At 38.5% G+C, this 19,592-nt stretch carries 17 protein-coding genes; 7 read left to right on the top strand and 10 right to left on the bottom strand.

The genetic code is table 11. The annotated features are described in order from the left end of the window. Positions 1-3 precede the first annotated feature (3 nt). Complete coding sequence (locus tag F985_RS09640; protein ID WP_004700411.1) at positions 4-2,469, bottom strand: acyl-CoA dehydrogenase; 2,466 nt, start codon at positions 2,467-2,469, stop codon at positions 4-6. 279 nt (positions 2,470-2,748) lie between these two features. Beyond that, on the bottom strand, positions 2,749-3,762 hold the full coding sequence (gene lipA / locus F985_RS09645; RefSeq protein ID WP_004700412.1) for a lipoyl synthase: 1,014 nt from the start codon (positions 3,760-3,762) through the stop codon (positions 2,749-2,751). A gap of 202 nt (positions 3,763-3,964) precedes the next feature. On the opposite strand from lipA, the gene sthA reads away from it, so the two are divergent. Beyond that, positions 3,965-5,377: a Si-specific NAD(P)(+) transhydrogenase gene (sthA, locus tag F985_RS09650; protein WP_004700414.1), complete on the top strand. Its 1,413-nt coding sequence runs from the start codon at positions 3,965-3,967 to the stop codon at positions 5,375-5,377. Positions 5,378-5,620: 243 nt separating this feature from the next. Here sthA and F985_RS09660 read toward each other — a convergent pair whose 3' ends face one another. The 4 genes from F985_RS09660 to map all read right to left on the bottom strand — a co-directional run bounded on the left by F985_RS09660 (position 5,621) and on the right by map (position 10,847). Beyond that, positions 5,621-6,835, bottom strand: a complete 1,215-nt coding sequence (locus tag F985_RS09660; RefSeq protein ID WP_004700419.1) for an MFS transporter — start codon at positions 6,833-6,835, stop codon at positions 5,621-5,623. Between the two features lie 169 nt (positions 6,836-7,004). Then, entirely contained in the window at positions 7,005-8,351 is a 1,347-nt protein-coding gene (locus tag F985_RS09665; RefSeq protein WP_004700421.1) for an MFS transporter, read from the bottom strand. Between the two features lie 410 nt (positions 8,352-8,761). After that, positions 8,762-9,817, bottom strand: coding sequence for an OmpW/AlkL family protein (locus F985_RS09670; RefSeq protein ID WP_004700422.1), 1,056 nt, complete (start codon positions 9,815-9,817; stop codon positions 8,762-8,764). Between the two features lie 205 nt (positions 9,818-10,022). Continuing rightward, on the bottom strand, positions 10,023-10,847 hold the full coding sequence (map, locus tag F985_RS09675) for a type I methionyl aminopeptidase (RefSeq protein ID WP_004700423.1): 825 nt from the start codon (positions 10,845-10,847) through the stop codon (positions 10,023-10,025). Positions 10,848-11,057: 210 nt separating this feature from the next. On the opposite strand from map, the gene rpsB reads away from it, so the two are divergent. From rpsB to F985_RS09705, 6 genes are all read left to right on the top strand, one after another. Next, positions 11,058-11,810 (top strand): 30S ribosomal protein S2, encoded by a 753-nt coding sequence (rpsB, locus tag F985_RS09680; protein WP_001982118.1) that lies wholly within the window; start codon positions 11,058-11,060, stop codon positions 11,808-11,810. 137 nt (positions 11,811-11,947) lie between these two features. After that, the gene (gene tsf, locus F985_RS09685; RefSeq protein ID WP_004700424.1) at positions 11,948-12,823 is read left to right on the top strand and encodes a translation elongation factor Ts; all 876 of its coding nucleotides are present in this window, start codon (positions 11,948-11,950) and stop codon (positions 12,821-12,823) included. A 66-nt stretch (positions 12,824-12,889) separates the two neighbouring features. Next, positions 12,890-13,372: a DUF3465 domain-containing protein gene (locus F985_RS09690; protein ID WP_004700425.1), complete on the top strand. Its 483-nt coding sequence runs from the start codon at positions 12,890-12,892 to the stop codon at positions 13,370-13,372. Between the two features lie 96 nt (positions 13,373-13,468). Next, positions 13,469-14,293, top strand: a complete 825-nt coding sequence (locus F985_RS09695) for a helix-turn-helix transcriptional regulator (RefSeq protein WP_004700426.1) — start codon at positions 13,469-13,471, stop codon at positions 14,291-14,293. A gap of 94 nt (positions 14,294-14,387) precedes the next feature. Further along, positions 14,388-15,104 carry an AzlC family ABC transporter permease gene (locus F985_RS09700; RefSeq protein WP_004700427.1) on the top strand — a complete coding sequence of 239 codons (717 nt, stop codon included), beginning with the start codon at positions 14,388-14,390 and terminating at the stop codon, positions 15,102-15,104. A 1-nt stretch (position 15,105) separates the two neighbouring features. After that, positions 15,106-15,423, top strand: a complete 318-nt coding sequence (locus F985_RS09705; protein ID WP_004700429.1) for an AzlD domain-containing protein — start codon at positions 15,106-15,108, stop codon at positions 15,421-15,423. Positions 15,424-15,461: 38 nt separating this feature from the next. On the opposite strand, the gene F985_RS09710 is transcribed toward F985_RS09705, so the two are convergent. The 4 genes from F985_RS09710 to rodA form a co-directional block, all read right to left on the bottom strand. Continuing rightward, the gene (locus tag F985_RS09710) at positions 15,462-15,914 is read right to left on the bottom strand and encodes an Mpo1 family 2-hydroxy fatty acid dioxygenase (protein ID WP_004700432.1); all 453 of its coding nucleotides are present in this window, start codon (positions 15,912-15,914) and stop codon (positions 15,462-15,464) included. 586 nt (positions 15,915-16,500) lie between these two features. Then, entirely contained in the window at positions 16,501-17,118 is a 618-nt protein-coding gene (locus F985_RS09715) for a septal ring lytic transglycosylase RlpA family protein (RefSeq protein WP_004700433.1), read from the bottom strand. A gap of 290 nt (positions 17,119-17,408) precedes the next feature. Further along, positions 17,409-18,410, bottom strand: a complete 1,002-nt coding sequence (gene mltB, locus F985_RS09720; protein ID WP_004700436.1) for a lytic murein transglycosylase B — start codon at positions 18,408-18,410, stop codon at positions 17,409-17,411. Between the two features lie 19 nt (positions 18,411-18,429). Beyond that, positions 18,430-19,572: a rod shape-determining protein RodA gene (rodA, locus tag F985_RS09725; RefSeq protein WP_004700437.1), complete on the bottom strand. Its 1,143-nt coding sequence runs from the start codon at positions 19,570-19,572 to the stop codon at positions 18,430-18,432. Between the last annotated feature and the right edge of the window lie 20 nt (positions 19,573-19,592).

Genomic DNA, 19,592 nt, shown 5'->3' on the forward strand with positions numbered 1-19,592 from the left:
CAGTCACACTATTTGATGAGGGTTTGACAAAGGTAGGTCCTTATCGAGTTTTTCATCAAAAACATCGGTAAGCATGCTGTCAAATCGAATTGCGTTGTATTGCAATAATTGTTGAGCTTCGTTTTCAGAAATAAAGCCTTCTTTTATCGCTTGTGCAATATTCTCTTCAAAAGTAAGACCAGTAAACTTGCCTTTGGATTCAGCTTTCTTAAACTTATCCCAAAGCGGTTCAAGGGTTCTTAAAATCTGGAACGTGTGCTCTAGACGGCCAGTAACATCGTTAGGTTCAGTTGAATAGTACACATGGCGTTTGAGTTGCTCTCTAAACGGATGTTCTTCCATCATGAGTTCAGCAACTTGCTGTTTTAACTCATCATCAGGTTTTGCAATCACACGACCTAACGGGAAACAAATCCATTTCACTAAGGCTGCTGGAAGCTTGGCTGGGAAGTTGTCAAATAATCCCCAAAATGCTTCCTGAATATTTAAGAACGCTTTTTGTAATGCTAGTTTTGCATGCAGTTGTTCAGCTTCAGTTTTTTGCCCAGCTTCATAAAACTTTAAAATTGCAGTGGCAATAAACAAGTGTGCATGAATATCAGCTAAACGTCCTGAGAGCATTTCTTTGCGTTTTAAATCTCCTGCAAGTAAACCTAGTGACATATCAGAAACAAGGGCGAAGTTGGCACTAAAACGGTTAATGGTTTTATAGTAACTTGCCGTGAATTGATCTGATGATTGAGGTGCATCACTTGAACCACCTGTCCAACCATAAGCAAATGATTTTGCGCCGCGATTAAAGGTATACGCTAAGTGTTTAAATAACAGGTCATCGAATTTTTGAACTGCATTGGCTTTGTCGTCAGACTGAAGTAATTGTAGCTCTTCAAAAAGATAAGGGTGACAGCGCATTGAACCCTGACCAAAGATCATGAGTGAGCGGGTTAAAATGTTTGCACCTTCGACCGTAATTGCAATAGGAATGGCTTGATAGGTGAGTGCAAGGAAGTTACGAGGTCCAAGCTGAATAGCACGTCCACCGGCAATATCCATACCGTGATTAATGACTTTACGCATAGTTTCTGTTGCATAGTATTTTGCCATGGCAGTCATCACGGCAGGAGTTCCACCTTGATTTAGGCCACATGTTACTAAATAACGAAATGCTTCAAGCATATAGGCATCACTGGCAATTTCACTGCTTGCTTCTTGCACACCTTCAAATTTACCAACAGAAATATTGAACTGTTGACGAATTCTCGCAAAAGCACCTACAGTTAAATAGCTCATTTCACCTGCGGCTGTAGCTAATGCTGGAAGGGAGATACCACGCCCAACACCTAAACACTCCATCAGCATACGCCAGCCTTTACCCGCATTTTCCTGTCCACCAATAATCCAGTCGATAGGAATGAAAACATCTTCCCCCTCAACTGTTCCATTCATAAATGGAGAGCCTGGATAATGGCGTGCTCCTATTTTTACACCTGCGTGGCTTGCAGGAATGAGGGCACAGGTAATACCGTATTCGGTTTTATTTTTATCGCCGAGTAGACCTTCAGGATCATAAAGCTTAAATGCTAAGCCAACTACTGTGGCAATCGGAGCAAGTGTAATCCAGCGTTTAGAGAAATTCATACGCAGGCCAAGGACTTGAGCACCTTCATATTCGCCGTAGCACACCACACCCGAATCTGGAATGGCGCCTGCATCTGAACCAGCTTCAGGACTAGTTAAACCAAAGCATGGAATTTCTTCACCTTTGGCAAGACCCGGTAGATATTGCTGCTTTTGAGCATCTGTACCGTAGTGCATGAGTAGCTCACCGGGTCCTAGGGAATTAGGAACCATGCAGCTTACCGCAGCAGTTAATGAGCGTGACGCAATTTTGCTCATAATGCGGCTTTGAGCAAATGAGCTAAATTCTTTACCACCAAATGATTTTGGAATAATTAGGCCTAAGAAACCTTTATCTTTAATGAACTGCCAAACTTCAGGTGGAAGGTCTTTTAATTGATGATGAATTTCCCATTCATTGAGCATGCTACATAGCACTTCAACTTCATTATCAATAAAACTTTGTTCTTCTGATGAAAGTGTCGGGTAAGGATACTTCTCAAATTGCGACCAATCTGGAGCACCCATAAATAATTCTTTTTCCCACCAACTTGTTCCTGCTTCTAAAGCCTCTTGCTCAGTGGTACTGATGCTCGGCATTGAGTTTGCCAAAGTTTTATATGCAGGTTTTGTAATTAAGCTAAACCGTAAAGGCTTAAACAAAATAATAATGCTAAGAGCAATAACAGGAATCCCTAAAAGCAGTGACCATGGCGTTAAAATGAGTGCAGTAAGGATGGCTACAGCAATCGTAATAACACTACCAATGACTCTATTTAGGTTAAAAAAGAAAATTGCCCATATTGCAATAAGCTGAATGACAATACTTAAAACAAAGAGTAGGAAAATCATACTTGCTCCTTGCTAGATAAGCCCTCAAGTTAGACGTTACAAAAGGCGAGGAGAGATTTAAGGCTTAACTAGCTCATTTTTAATGCTGTTTAAATTTGATTTTTTATGTCGCAATTGATCTATATGCTAGAGCAGGGATATATCGTACTTTTAGGTATAAGATATTTTTGAGTGAAAGTGTAATAGCTTGTTTTATCTATTTGTCAAGAAATGTTATTGATTTTCTTATACAAATAAAAAGCCCTCAGTATTAGAGGGCTTTTTATAGAAATTTAATTTTTAAGCTTCGACGACTTGAACAGCGATTTTTTTAGCTGGATCTACTTTACGACGAACTTCTGGTACTGGCTCACCGTGATATTGACGGTCAGCAAAGTAACTCGAACGAACCATTGGCGCAGACCAGATGTTTCTAAAACCAAGTTTACGGCCATGCTCTGCATAACGCTCAAACTCTTCTGGTGTTACAAAGCGGTCAATTGGTGCGTGTTGTTTTGAAGGTTGCAAGTATTGACCAATAGTCACATAGTCGACATCGTGAGCACGTAAGTCATCAAGCAATGCAATGACTTCTTCTTCAGTTTCACCAATACCTACCATCAAACCACATTTTGTCGGGATGTCAGGGCAGTATTCTTTAAACATTTTCAATAAGTTTAAAGAATGTTGGTAATCTGAACCTGGACGCATCGCTTTATAGAGACGAGGTACAGTCTCAATATTATGGTTGAAAACATCTGGCGGACATTCAGTCATAATGCGTAAAGCAATATCCATACGTCCACGGAAGTCTGGAACTAAAATTTCAAGTAATGTGCTTGGACTAAGCGCACGAGCTTCCTTAATACAGTCCACAAAATGTTGTGCACCGCCGTCAAGTAAGTCATCACGGTCAACCGAAGTAATTACTGCATATTTGAGTTTAAGATTGGCAATAGTCTCTGCCATGTGACGAGGTTCATCAGGGTCTAATGCATTTGGTCGACCATGTGCGACATCACAGAACGGGCAACGACGTGTACAAATATCACCCATAATCATGAATGTTGCTGTACCACCACCAAAGCATTCTGGTAGGTTAGGACAAGCTGCTTCTTCACAAACGGTATGGAGTTTTTGAGCACGTAAAGTGGTTTTAATACGCTGAACTTCTTCTGGTGCCGTCATCTTGACACGAATCCAGTCAGGTTTACGCGGCACTTCAACCGTAGGTACAACTTTTACAGGAATTCTTGCGACTTTTTCTGCGCCACGAAGTTTTACACCCTGTTCAGGTTTACGGTGTTCTGACATATTTAACTTTTCCACTCGTTTATAGAGACATTGACATTGACATTGTATTATAGCCGAGTTCTTTGGTTAATAGCGGAAAATAACTATTCATATAATAAATGTGGTTATTCAGAAATATAGGGTTGAGAAATACATAAATTCACCGCATATTAGTCATAATCTATTATAAAATATGGTCATTCAAGAGAGGAAGGAGCTTTCAATGCCACGTAAAAAAGAGGTCGTTAGTGGGAATTTCGTTAAGTACGATGCGGTAGTTCTCGGTTCTGGACCTGCAGGTGAAGGCGCGGCAATGAAGCTTGCAAAAGCGGGTAAGCGTGTTGCAATTGTAGATGTACGTGATCAACTGGGTGGTAACTGTGCTCACGTAGGGACTATTCCAAGTAAAGCATTACGTCAAACAGTTTCTAGTATTATTCGCTATCAACGTGACCCGATGTTTCAAAAAGTAGGTGAATGGAAACAGTTCACCATGAAACAGGTGTTGCGTAACGCACACAAAGTGATTCAACAACAGGTTGATACACATACACGCTTTTATGACCGAAACAAAATCGGCGTATTTCATGGCCGTGCATATATTCAAGATAAAAATACAGTTTTAGTTTTTAGCCATGAAGGCATTAAAGAAACAATCATTTGTAAGCAAATCGTGATTGCGACAGGTAGTCGTCCTTATCATCCACAAGGTCTCGACTTTGACCATCCTCGTGTATTTGATTCAGACAAAATTCTTGATCTCGATTACTCAATTCAAAAAATCATTATTTACGGTGCAGGCGTTATTGGCTGTGAATATGCTTCGATCTTTATTGGTTTAGATCATAAAGTTGACTTGATTAATACTCAGCAAAAACTATTAAGTTATCTAGATGATGAAATTGCTGATGCTTTGTCTTATCACTTACGTGAACAGGGTGTGCTAATTCGTCACAACGAGCAAATGGATCATCTTGAAACATTTGATGACCATGTTGTACTACATTTACAAAGTGGTAAAAAGATTAAAGCCGATGCGATCCTTTGGTGTAATGGCCGTTCAGGTAATACAGAAGGCTTAGGTCTTGAGAATGTTGGGTTAGTACCAAACAACCGTGGTCAACTTTCTGTAAATGATCAGTATCAAACTGAAGTTGAAAATATCTATGCTGCTGGTGACGTGATTGGTTGGCCATCACTTGCTTCTGCTGCTTATGACCAAGGGCGCTGTGCTGGTGCAAACATGAGTGGTGAAGATGCGAAGCCAGTACGTGATATCCCAACGGGTATTTACACCATTCCGGAAATTTCATCTATTGGTAAAAATGAACAGGAATTAACGGAAGAGAAAATTCCGTATGAAGTAGGTCAAGCTTCTTTCCGTCATTTAGCTCGTGCACAAATTACGGGTGATACAGTAGGTGAATTGAAGATTCTTTTCCATCGTGACACTTTAGAAATTTTAGGTATTCATTGTTTTGGTAATAACGCTGCCGAAATTATCCACATTGGGCAAGCAGTTATGCACAGCCCAAACAATACTTTGAAATATTTTGTCGAAACAACGTTTAACTATCCAACCATGGCTGAAGCTTACCGTGTAGCTGCACTTAACGGTATGAATCGCTTGTTTTGATTTTAAATAATTTTTCAATAAAAAAGCCCGCAAATTTGCGGGCTTTTTTATTTTCATTAGACCATACGTTTTTTATATTTTTATGACAATCTACAGAGTGATTTCAGCGCCTCATCTTTCTAGTGTGCACAAAATGCTTGATTAAAATATTCAAATAAATCAGGTGTCTGTTTCCATAAAATGATGGAAAGAACCAAAAGAGCGACAATGAAGAAAGTCATAATTGTTTTCAAAAGTAAGGCATTATGCGTCATGAATAACAGCCTCCTCATTTACAAAGAAATGTACAATTACCCCTAATATACTCAAAGCTATTGAACATAGCCAAATCGCATTGTAATTACCTGTTAAGTCATGGTTAACGCCGCCAAGCCAACCACCAAAGAAAGAACCAACTTGATGGGTGAAAAACACAATACCGCTCAGCATTGAAAGGTATTTAACACCAAACATATTTGCGACAATGCCATTGGTGAGGGGAACAGTAGAGAGCCATAGAAGACCCATAACGACGCCAAAAGCATATACTGTATAAGTGCTTAAAGGTAATAGTAGAAAGGCAATGATCGCGATCCCTCTGCTACCATAAAGTGCCATTAATAATTTAGGTTTTGAGAAACGATCTCCCAGCCAACCCGCCCCATAAGTTCCCACAATATTAAATAAGCCAATTAAAGCCAGAAACACTGTACCTGTCGCCGCATCAAAGCCATGGTCGATTAAATAGCCTGGTAAATGTACCCCTAAAAATACAACTTGGAACCCGCATACTAAAAAACCTAAAGCTAACCACCAGAACGGCTTATGTTTTCTAGCAATATTTAGTACTTGTTTAAAGGTGAGCTGAGGTTGAGCGATTGCTTTTGGGGCTTGGTTGCTTGGCCCTTTTAACATCCATGCTAGAGGAATAATTAGAGCAATAAGGAGAGCACTCACCATTAAAGCTGCGGACCATCCTACTGTTTTAAGTAAGAGAAGGGTGGAAGGCAGCATAATAAACTGACCGAAAGAGCCTGCCGCACTGGCAATGCCCATTGCCATACTTCTTTTTTCTGGTGGAGCAGCTCGGCCTACGGCACTGAGTAAAACTGTGAAAGAAGTTGCTGATAAAGCTAAACCAATAATAAGACCTAAGCTTAAATTCAAAATGAGTACACTTGAACTAAAGGCCATTAACAGTAGGCCAAGGGTATAAAGCAGCCCACCAACAGCAACCACAATTTTACTGCCATATTTATCTGCAATTGCACCTGTAAAAGGTTGAACGGCTCCCCATATTAAATTTTGCATTGCGATTGCAAGACTAAAAACATGTTGCCCCCAACCAAAATCATGACTCATTGGAACTAAATAAAGGCCGAAACCATGACGAACACCTAATGAAAGAGCCAAGATAAGAGCGCTACCAATTAACATGTATATAAGTGGCTGTGAGAACTGATTGCCTGTTTTAGTCATTGTGATTGGAAAATTATAGGAAAGTGATGAGTTATTGTAGAAGATGTATCGAAAGATATCGATATAGATGGTGGAATATTTAAGAAAAATTAAAAGGTAACAACGCTAGTCTCTTTATAACAAAAGCAAATCAGCAGAAATCATTTTAATTTCTGCTGATTATAAAAAATTAAGTTGCAGAATTACGCTCAAGTAGCGCTTCTTCAAAAAGGACTTGTTCTTTTTCTTTGTGTTCGGTTGTGAAGCGAATCAAAATCACGCTACAACCTGCAACCATAACCAGTCCACCTAAAATAAATAAGCAAGTTTGAATATCAAGTACACCTTTTAATAAAAAGCCAGCTGCAACTGCACCTGCATTACCACCCGCACCAATAATTCCTGCTACACCGCCTAATGCATTACGGTCAATAAATGGCACAAGAGCATATGTTGCGCCGCAGGCCATGTGTGTAAATAGTGCAAAAATAGTCATTGAAAGAATAGCGAGGGCGACACCATTCATTTGAGAGAAAAGGACTAAGAATAAACCTTCGCCTAAAATCATGAGTACAAGTACTTTCGTACGTCCATCTAGTCCTTTAGTAAGTGCGACTTTATCGGAAATAATGCCCCCTAGTGCACGTGCAAATAATGCAAGAAGACCAAATATTCCTGCCGTTAAACCCGCAGTTTTTAAATCCATTTTGAATTGATCAACATAGTACATGGCTGCTACGTTATGAATAAAAATTTCTATACCAAAGCATGCACCATAAGCCAGAAATAAAATCCAGACACGGTAGTTACGCGCAGCCTGCATTAAAATTGCCATACCACCTTTTTTGCCGCTGCCAACATCAATGCCTTGTGCACGAACTTCTTTAAAATCACCTTGAGGACAATCTTGAGTTAACTTCCAGTAAAGGACTCCCACAATCACCATCATCACACCCGGTACGATAAGAGCAATACGCCAGCCCATAGTTTGCTCAACACCGAACATGACAATTGCACCGAGTAATAAAGGCATTAAGGCTTGAGTTGCACCGCCGCCAGCATTACCCCAACCAGCCGCCGCTGCGTTTGCTGTACCTACAACATTAGGTGCAAACATAATACTTGTATGATATTGCGTAATAACGAAGCTTGCGCCAATTGCACCAATCAGTAAGCGGAAGAATAGAAATGATTCATAACTGTTGGCAGCAGCAACACCAAATACTGGAATACTGCCTAGTAAGAGAAGGGCTGTGTAGGTAATACGTGGACCATATTTATCGCAAAGGGGACCGACAGCGAGTCGCACTAAAATTGTAATTGCAACGGCGGCAATATTAATATTGGCAATCTGGTCTTTAGTTAAACCGAACTCACCTTTAATAACAGGCATTAAAGGTGCACAGGCAAACCATGCGAAGAAGCAGACAAAGAAAGCGAGCCAAGACATGTGAAAGGCACGCATTGCTGGAGTTGAGAAGCTGAATAATTTAATCTCAGTTGCTTTTTTTGCATCTAGATTGATATTTGAAGACATACGCCGTCCCTCTGAACTGAACGAATTTTTAATTTGCACGACAAAATAAATTGTCTATTTGCATACCGATCAGAGCGGACGTCTTTGGCCGTCTTGGTTTATCCATTGAATCGCCATTGATTCATCATGCTTTAGATAAAGCAAAGGATGTGCCAAAAAATAATTTTTACTAAAAGGAAAATGTTAGTTTTTAATTTTATTCAGTTAGTTGGAATTTAATAAAATTAATTAACAAAATAAAATTAAGAAAAAAGGAAACTACGGAGGTAGGACATGAGTTTTTCCTAATAATTTAATAAGAAATGCTCATTTTTTTAGCATATTGGTTTAAAAAGAAGCAGGATTCAACTTACCAGTAAAAAGCTATAAAAGCTTCAGTAAGGCTTTTATAGCTTGAGTGTTTTAAAAAATTAGAAACGGTAGCCTACACCTACATAAGTAATAAGTGGGTCGATATCAATTTTGGTATTCGCTTTAATTAGCTCTTTACCTGTATTTTGATCTGTGACATAAATTTTTGCCTCATTATTCATTTTTGAATAAGAAACTGAGCCGACGGCGAACCAGTTCGGATTGAAGTCATAGGTCGCTCCAACCGTAAGAATCGGTGCGAAAGTATCGGTCGCTTCAAGTTTAACAATAGGGTTAGCTGAAGACGTTTTACCGTCTAATGCTGCACCCGCTTGACCATCATGAATATTTTGAATCATATGGCCTGCTTTAATTAAATCTGATTCAATCCCTGAATTCATTTTTAAGTCATTAAAATAGGCATACATCACACCTGCACCAATGTATGGACGAAATTTATTTACACCAGATTTACCAAATTGGTAATGCAGTTCAACTGCTGGTAACCAAGCTCGTGCTGTGGCAGCTTTACCGCCTTGAGTAAGATCAGTGATATGAATATCTTCTTTTAGACCGATTGAACCAAGAGCTGTGTTTGCTGAACCAGATAATGGTGCATAAATATTTCCTTTACCTTTTATATCTACCTTTGGAGGAACGCCAGCTTTAATTTCCAGAGATAAATTATCTGTAAAATTATAATTTGCCATGATACCTAGAGTATCAACACTTTGAGCTTCTAAGCCTGTACCTTCACTTTGCCAATTTGATAATCCATTTACTTTTGCAGTACCTGTAAGAATGGATGGTAATGTATCTGTAGGTAGAATTTTAATTGCATCGTATAAGAGGGGATTGGAATTCCGATCCGCCGCATTTAAGACGGATTGTTTTGATACAGAACCTACTTTAGAACTGGTTCCTTCAGCGACACTGGTATTAATGTTGACTGGATTTGCGCTTCCTTGTGGCATTGCATGTAACCAGCCGGCAGAGACTGAAAAGCGTTTAAAACCATCACCATCTTTTAAGCTAAAATATGGAGAAGCGGCGAAAGTGACTGTTGGCAGAGCAAAAAAGGCAGCTGTCATACAAAATAATGACTTTTTCATCATAAAGGACTCCATGTCCGACATTTGTTTACTGATTTTTATTGAGCCCACCATAGCGCGTTTTATTAAATTGATTGTTTAATAAAAATTAATAATTGTAATTGTTTTGAAATATTTGTTTATATTTGGAAAGAATTATTAATAAAAAATACAAAATAAAAAACAAAAGGCTACTCAAAGTAGCCTTTTGTTAATGCTTATTAAATTATTAGTTGAAGCGAGAAAGGTCTTCTTCAGGACGAGCAGTTAACACTTCGATACCTGTTTGAGTCACTAAAATAGTGTGTTCATATTGAGCAGAAAGTTTATGGTCTTTCGTTACAACAGTCCATTTGTCACCAAGTAATTTAGTCTGCCAAACACCAGCATTGACCATTGGTTCAATCGTAAAGGTCATACCTGCTTCTAAGCGCATACCAGTGCCAGCTTGTCCATAATGCAACACTTGAGGTTCGTCATGGAAAACGGTACCAATACCATGACCACAATATTCACGTACTACGCTAAAACGTTCTGACTCAACATATTTCTGGATAGCATGGCCAATGTCACCTAGGTATGAACCGTCTTTAACTGTTGCCATTCCACGGTACATTGCTTCTTGAGCAACTTTACATAAACGGTTTGCCAAAATAGAAGTTTCACCTCCTACGACATACATCATGTTGGTGTCGCCGTGATAACCATCTTTAATTACGGTCACATCAATGTTAAGGATATCGCCGTTTTTTAAGATTTTATTTTCAGAAGGAATACCATGACACACGACATGGTTAACCGAAGTACAAATAGAATGTTGAAAAGCAGGGCGTCCTGGAGCACCGCCATAACCCACACAAGCTGGGATAGCGTGTTGTACATTTTCAATATGATTACGGCAAATCGTATCAAGTTCGAGGGTGCTTACACCGGCCTTAATATACGGCTTGATCATCTCTAGAACTTCAGCCGCCAGTCGTCCTGCAATGCGCATTTTTTCAATTTCATCTGGAGTTTTGATTAATCGACGTGGAGCTGTATAAGTACTGTTCATGATCTCTAAAAACTTTTGGTAATTTACAAGCGTCTATGGTATAAATAGCCGCCCATTTTATCAAATGCTTTTCGTGAATATCTTTTACGAAGAATTTTGATAGATGGAGTAAAAAATCCGCACATATATCGTCACATTACTCTGGGTGCCCGTAAAAAGGTGGAGAATGCGGATATATGGAGGCCTAACCCAACTTTTAAGGTAAAGAAAATGGCAGATTACAACGTAAGCATGCGCGACCTTCTTCAAGCAGGTGCGCACTTTGGTCACCAAACTCGTTTCTGGAACCCAAAAATGCGTCAATACATTTTTGGCGCGCGCAACAAAATTCACATCATCAACCTTGAGCACACTGTTCCTGCGTTAAATGATGCTTTGAACTTCGCTAACCAATTAGCAAGCAAAAAGAATAAAGTTTTGTTCGTTGGTACAAAACGTGCTGCTTCTAACATCATCCGTGAACAAGCTCAACGTGCTGGTCAACCATATGTAGACCACCGTTGGTTAGGTGGTATGTTGACGAACTGGAAAACACTTCGCCAATCTATCAACCGTTTAAAAGATCTTCAAACTCAATCTCAAGACGGTACTTTTGCTAAGCTTACTAAACGTGAAGCTTTAGAACGTACTCGTGAGATGGAAAAACTTGAGCGTTCTTTAGGCGGCGTTAAAAACATGGGTGGTTTACCTGACGCATTATTTGTAATCGACGTTGATCACGAAGCGATTGCAATTAAAGAAGCTAAGAACTTAGGTATTCCTGTTATCGGTATCGTTGATACAAACTCTAACCCAGACAACGTTGATTACGTTATTCCTGGTAACGACGATGCGATCCGTGCAGTAACTTTATATGCTTCAGCTATGGCTGACGCAATTCTTGCTGGTAAAGAATACGCTCAATCTCAAGCGAACGCTCAAGCAAAAGGCGATGACGCTGCGAAAGACGCTTCTGAGGCTTAATGCGTTTTGACGCAGGCTTGTCATTTTTGCGACATGTAATGGTGGCAAATTAAGCGTCGAGAGTGCAAACGGCCCAGAGTTTCTTTGGGCCGTTTTTGTTGAAAAGATTTATTTTCTACCGATTTTAGGAGATCAACATGACTGCAATTACTGCAAGCATGGTAAAAGAATTACGTGACCGTACTGGTCTTGCAATGATGGAATGCAAAAAAGCATTAACAGAAGCGAACGGTGACATCGAACTTGCTATTGATAACCTTCGTAAATCTGGTCAAGCTAAAGCTGCTAAAAAAGCTGGCAACATTGCTGCTGACGGTGCAATCACTATCGTTCAAGACGGTAAGAAAGCGATCTTAGTTGAAGTAAACTGTCAAACTGACTTCGTTGCTAAAGACGAAAACTTCTCTAACTTTGCACACGCAGTTGCTGCTGCTGCTTTAGCTGCTGGCGAAACTGATGCTGCTAAAATCGCTGAATTAAAATTGGCTGATGGCCAATCAGTTGAAGAAGCTCGTATTGCGCTTGTTCAAAAAATCGGTGAAAACATCCAAGTTCGTCGCGCGAAAATCGTTGAAGGCGAAAACTTGGCTATCTACAAACACGGTTTAAAAATCGGTGTTGTAGTTTCTTACACAGGTGATGCTGACACTGGTAAAGGTATTGCAATGCACGTTGCTGCATTCAACCCAGTAGCAGTAAGCGCTGAAGCTGTTCCAGCTGACCTTATCGCTAAAGAGAAAGAAATTGCTGAAGCGAAAGCGTTAGAATCTGGTAAGCCAGCAAACATCGTTGAGAAAATGGTAACTGGTTCTGTTGAGAAATACTTAAACGAAGTTGCTCTTGACCGTCAAATGTACGTTATCGACAACGACAAAAAAGTTGCTGACGTATTAAAAGCGACTGGTACAACTGTTGTTAACTTCGTACGTTTCGAAGTTGGTGAAGGTATCGAGAAAAAAGCAGAAATGAGCTTCGCTGAAGAAGTTGCTGCTGCTCAAGCTGCTGCGAAGTAATTCGTATCACAATAAAAAAAGCCCCTATGGGGCTTTTTTTATCCCTATTGAAATCGGAATATAAAGATGACAAATAAAAAAAATCTAAGTATTGGCGGCATTATTGTCTTATTGATTGCTGCATATTTCGGTCTAGATTCATCTGGGCATAAGAAGAATCAAACATCATCACCCACTCCGATCACTCAGCATACTGAAACGGCGCTTTCAAATGATGGTGCGGATACCATAAAAACTGCTTATGATCGTAAACAAAGTAATGTTCAAGTGCAGGGAAGTGGTCGAGTAAAAGCAATTTTAAGAGAAGATAATGATGGGACAAGACACCAGAAATTTATTCTTGTATTAAAAAATGGTCTTTCAATTTTGGTCGCACATAATATTGATTTAGCACCAAAAATTGAAGATTTGCAAAAAGGGGATATTGTCGAATTTAATGGTGAATATGAATATAACGAAAAAGGTGGTGTATTGCATTGGACGCACCATGATCCACAAAATCGACATGAAAATGGTTGGCTAAAACATAATGGGCGTATTTACCAATAGAAAACGGATATACATTTCTATCTAACAGCAATTTTGTTCTATGCATCTTTTTAAAACATGCTATGTTTTTTCTAGATAAGTAGATGAGATGTATATATGTACCGCGAACAGGCTGACTACTTGCATTTGCGAGAGTTGGGCGGTTTAGAACTATTAAAAGCACATTACCACCAAACGCAATTTTCAAAGCATACCCACGAAGGGTATTGTATTGGTGTGATTGAAGAAGGTGCACAGTCTTTTTTTAGGACGGGACAGCTACATGTAGCCCCTAAAGGCGACATTATTTTGGTGAATGCAGATGAAATTCATACAGGTTCATCTGCTGTCGAATCGGGTTGGCGTTATAGAGCAATTTATCCCACACCAGATATGCTTGCTGAAGTGAGCCAGGATTTTTTTGAGAATGGTCATGGCGCACCTTGGTTTCCTCAAGCAGTTATTCAAGATCTGGGTTTGTCTCAACAACTTTGCTTGTTATTTGATTTATTAGAACAAAAAGATAATTTTTTGCTGAAAGAAACCATGTATCTGTCGACATTGGCTTGTTTAATGATGCGTCATGGTAAATCACGGCATACCTTTTGTGAGCTACCAGAAGCTTATTCGAAAATCTTAAAAGTTAAAGATTTGTTGGTAGATATGCCTGAAAAGAATTTTTCTTTGCAGGAATTGGCTGATATGGTTGGATTAAGCGCTTGGCATTTTTTAAGACAATTTAAAAAATATGTGGGTTTACCACCTCATGCGTGGTTGGTACAGGCACGTTTGCAAAAAGCGAGACAGCTATTAAAGCAAGGTGATCAAATTGTGATGGTTGCACAGCAATGTGGGTTTTCTGATCAAAGTCATTTTAACCGTCACTTTAAAAAGGCAATGGGCGTTACACCTACCCAGTATGTAGCAAGCCTTAATCTCTAAAATTTATTTTCATTTCTAACCGCAATTTTGTTCAAGAGAGTTTGGGCGAAATACAAGAAGCTCTATAAATACCTAATGTTATAGATGTCTAGAGATGAATGCTCACTTAAATCAATCTGTAAGATTTTCTAAAGGCCAACCACCTTATCTTTTTTTACGAGGGGCGGTAGATATATTGCCATTGTCTATTTCGGTTATTCCGTGGGCTATTTTGGCTGGTTCAATGGCAATTCATGCAGGTTTATCATTTTATAAAGCATTAGCAATGTCAGGAATTGTGTTTGCTGGTGCTGCACAATTGGTCAGTTTGAGTATGGTGATGGAAGGTGCATCATTATTAACAATCTATATCACGATTTTCTTTCTTACTGCACAGCATTTTATTTATGCATTAACTTTAAGAAATAACATTTCTATTTTGTCTTTGCCAAAGCGATTAAGTTTAGGTTTTTTGCTAACAGATGAATTGTTTGCTTTAAGTGCTCCGAACGAAAAAAGGCATCCTCATTATTTGTTAGGGGCGGGTATATGTTTTTATTTATTCTGGGTGGTTTTTAGTTTAGCCGGAATTTTATTGGCTACGGCGATTCCAGATTTATTGTCCTACCATTTAGATTTTTCGATTATTGCTATTTTTGTGGCCATGATTATTCCTATGTGTAAGGAAAAGCCTGTCATAGCTGGAGTTTTAACAACTTGCATTACTGGCTTTTTTTTCAAATTTTTAAACTTGGAAGGAGGTATTCTAATTTCTGGTTTATTGGGAATGCTTATTGCGGTTTTTGCAGAAAATAGAACAGGAGAAAAATAATATGTCATGGCTCATGATTTTAGGATTGGCTGCTATTGTGTTTTTTAATCGTTATTATTTTTTAGAACCCAATGTAAAAGTAAAATTACCCGTATTGATGAATAAAATGCTAAATTATTCAGCACCTTGCTTATTAACTGCTATTTGTATACCAGTAATCTTTTTTGAGGGAAATGAACTAAGAGGTATTTTTGATAATCCTTACTTATACACGACAATATTTTGTATTGTAATTGCTTTCTATTTAAAAAAAGTTTTACCCAGTGTTCTACTCAGCCTAGCATTTTTCTATTTTATAAATTTTCTAATAAATCAGTAAATTTAAGCTGAATCTAAAAGATTCAGCTTTTTAATAAATTATTGAGTAATCAATTTGTTCTGCCGACTTTTCCACTTTGGCAACATTTTTCCAAGATACGCATCCATACACCAAACTGGACCAATCAATAAAAATTGTAAATCTTTAAAGAAGGAAGGTTTTTTCCCTTCAACTTTATGTCCGTAAAATTGTCCAATCCAAGCAATAACAAAAAGAGCAATATAAAACCCGACACCAACAGGTAGGACATAAATAAGCCAAGCCATTACAACGAGAAGTGCAGCCATTGCTACTGCAAGTACAAGATCGAGTCGAGCATAGAAAATTAGAGTCAGTACAATGAGTAAAGCAGTGAGTAAGGCGCTAAAGTGGGCAATGATTCCGATAATAGAAAATAAAATAGCTGGGACGCATACCCAGTGGATTTTCTTGTTTTTTGGATTTTGATGGCTTTGACTGTATTCATCAAACCATTCACCAATAGATTTCATAGACCTTTTTCTCCATGTCTAATTTTGAATCATTCTTTTTATGCCTATATTTTAGCCTGTTGTTATCTGAGTAGACAAGACAAGTTGTACATGTTCCTTATCGTTTATTCATTTATTCTGAATATTCTTATAAGCATAAATTTAAGATCTGACCATCTATAAAAATAGGTTTGAAAAATTAAAAGATGAACTTAGAAAGAGTGAGATGTACTTAAAAAAACTCGAACTACTTATTTGCGGGTTTTGAAGTCAGGAAATGACCCAAAAAAGCACTTTTTTATGAAAAGCCGGAAAATAACAGAAAAATACTCAACTCAACTGCTCTTAAAAGGCGATAAATAGCCCTTTTTAGACTAAAGTGGTACTAGGGTAGCGTAATTTTTTTAAAATGGCTCTAATCGAAAAATAGAAGAAAAAAATGAGAGGTATTAAAAAGATGTGTTTTTGGGTTAAAAATTAATCAATTTTGTAATTAAAAAAAGAGTGAAAACATAAAATTTTGAGCATGATTTTTATATTGGGGGGCTAAAAATTAAAAAGCCACAAATTAAATTGTGGCTTTTTCATGAACTCTAGGAGTAATCGCTTATGAAGTAGGACCGTCTACACGTTCAATACTTACTTTTGCAGTACCAGCATTGGTAATACCAAGGCGTTTTGCTGCACCGTATGATAAATCAAGTACACGATTTGCATGGAATGGACCACGGTCGTTTACTTTTACTACCACACTTTTATCATTGTCTTTGTTTGTCACACGGATATAACAGTTCAATGGCAGACTGCGATGAGCAGCAGTAAGTGCATTCATGTCGAATGTTTCACCACTTGCAGTTTTACGGCCATGAAATTGACGACCATACCAAGATGCCATACCAGTTTGGCTAAACTTACGAACAGTATTTGAAGCTACTGTGTTAAGTTTTTCAATCACTGAAGGCTCATCTTCAGGGATTTCAATTTTAGCTGCGATAGCTTGACGGCGAATTTGATCGCCAGAACGTTCAGTGATTGAAAGACTGTTAATGTTAGAAAAACGAGAATTAAAGCTTTGAGTATCTTTACTCAATACACGTGCTGCTAAATTTGCATTTGGACCATCTACATCACTGTTTAATGATGATGACTGCATCATTTCAGCGTGCAGCGGGGCCATACTTAAACTAGCCGTCAGTGCAAGAATGTATTTCAGCGATAACTGCATTTATATAAACTCCTGAGAACATGCTCTTTTTCTTTTAGCCGGCAGACTAAAAATTGAAGTGAACATGCCTAATTATTCACTTTTGCAATTGCTTGATTGGGGTGGATAATATTCATCGCTTACGGAGAGTGTCTAGTCTTTAACGAGAAATAGTTACAAAAAGGGCAAAAACTTACAGTTTTAGATTAAAAAATAATCAAATATGTAAAAGGATATTTAAAATGTGTGTATTGTGATCGATTTAACAAAAATATTTATTGACTTTTACAAAAACCCATCAAAAAGCTAGCCTATCGGCTAGCTACTTCTGTGCCTAACAACCATACTGCAGTCGCATACATTCGGCTTTTGTTATAAGTCGTAATCACTTGAAAATTTGGATAGGTTAAATAGTAAATCGGACCGTAATAGTCTTGTAATTGAATAACATTTACCATATCTAGGTCATCAATTTTAACTAAAGGGTTTAATGGTGAAATCCCTTGAGTTTTGAGTACGCCATATGGAGAGGGCTGAGTTAGGTCTTTAGCAATGATATTTTCTGGATTTGAGCCAACATAACGAGCCATGAAGCCAATCGGTTGATCGCGTTGCCATCCTTGTTTTGCTAAGTAGTTTGCGATTGAGCCAATTGCATCTTCCGCAGAGTTACGAAGATCAATGTGTCCATTACCGTCAAAATCGACTCCATACTTACTGATATTGCTTGGCATAAACTGTGGGTAGCCAATTGCTCCAGCATAAGAGCCAACAATACTATTGGTTGGATAGCCTTCTTTATAGGTCCATGCAATCAGAGCAGCTAACTCATCACTGAAATAATCAGCACGGCGCGGGTAACCAAATGCTAATGTCGCGAGCGCGTCACGAGTGATGAAAGAACCTTTATTGGCTCCATATCCTGTTTCAACACCTAAAATACCTAAAATGACAGCTTGAGAGACACCAAATTGCTGTTCAGCTCGGTTAAGTGCATCTGCATATTGGTTTTTAAAGCGGACACCACGCTGAATAGTGCCTTCAACCAAAAACATAGAGCGATAATCATACCAAGGCTTACTTTCACCTGGGCGAGTCATAATATTTATAATGTTTGGTAAATTTTTTGCACCGCTCATCGCGGCATCTACTTGTACACTGCTTAAACCATAAGTATTCATGGCTTTTTGTTTAAAATTTAAATAATTAGGATCATTTACAAAATCATTGGCCTGAGCAAAATGACTTGTGCTCACTAGACCAGTACACAAAGCGAGTACTTTTAAAGTTTTATTAACAAATTGAGACAACATATCTTTTTAAAATTCCAAATTATCGATGTGTATGAATAGACATGACTAAACCAAAAGTGGCCATTAAAGTAATAATAGCTGTACCGCCATAACTCATAAAAGGCAAAGGAACACCCACTACAGGTAAAATACCACTGACCATTCCTGCGTTTACAAATACATAAACAAAAAAAGACAAACCAAAGGCGCCAGCAACCAAGCGTCCATAATTATGAAAGCTCTGTAAACCAATTTGGAATGTTCTAAAAATAATAGCTGAATAAAGAATAACTAATATAAGCACGCCAATCAGGCCAAATTCTTCGGAATAAGCCGCAATAATAAAGTCAGTATGACCTTCTGGTAAAAAGTGTAAATGTGACTGTGTACCTTCAAGAAAACCTTTACCTGAGAAGCCGCCAGAACCAATAGCTGTTTTAGATTGAATAATGTTCCAGCCTGTTCCTAATGCATCTGCTTCTGGGTCAAGTAGCGTTAGAACACGTTGACGTTGATAGTCGTGTAAAAGGAATTCCCATGCAATTGGAATAACAATAGCGGCACAGGCTGCTGCTGCGCCGATCATACGCCAAGATAGACCACTTAAAAATAGTACGAAAATACCACTGGCTAATACGAGTAGAGATGTTCCTAAGTCAGGTTGTTCCGCAATGAGTAAAAAAGGAACACCAATTAACATTAATGATAAAATAACTTGAGAAAAGCTAGGGGGAAGTGGTTTGCGTGCTAAAAACCATGAAATCATCATTGGCATGCCAATTTTCATGAACTCACTGGGTTGCACACTTCCGAAACCGGGAATATCAATCCAGCGTTTAGCCCCCATACGAACTTCACCAAAGACCATAACTCCAATTAAGGAAAATAGTGCAAATAAATAAAAGTAGGGTGAAAAAGCTTGATAAACCTTTGGAGGAATTTGAGCCAGACCAATCATGACTAAAAAGCCAATACCAAAGCTCATAGCCTGTTTACTGACTAAGCCGACATCTTGTGCAGATGCACTATATAGTACCGTTAAACCTAACAGAGCATTTAGGAATAAAAATAGGCATAACCAAGGGTCAATATGGAGTTGCTGCCAACGTGAAGGTTGCATGGCAGTACTAAGACCATCTCGAGGAGCTTGGCGTAAAAATTTATATTGTGGACTAGGAGACATGCGGCTTTAACTAGGTCAAT

The sequence above is a fragment of the Acinetobacter seifertii genome, assembly GCF_000368065.1.
In the GTDB taxonomy this organism is placed as follows: Bacteria; Pseudomonadota; Gammaproteobacteria; order Pseudomonadales; family Moraxellaceae; genus Acinetobacter; species Acinetobacter seifertii.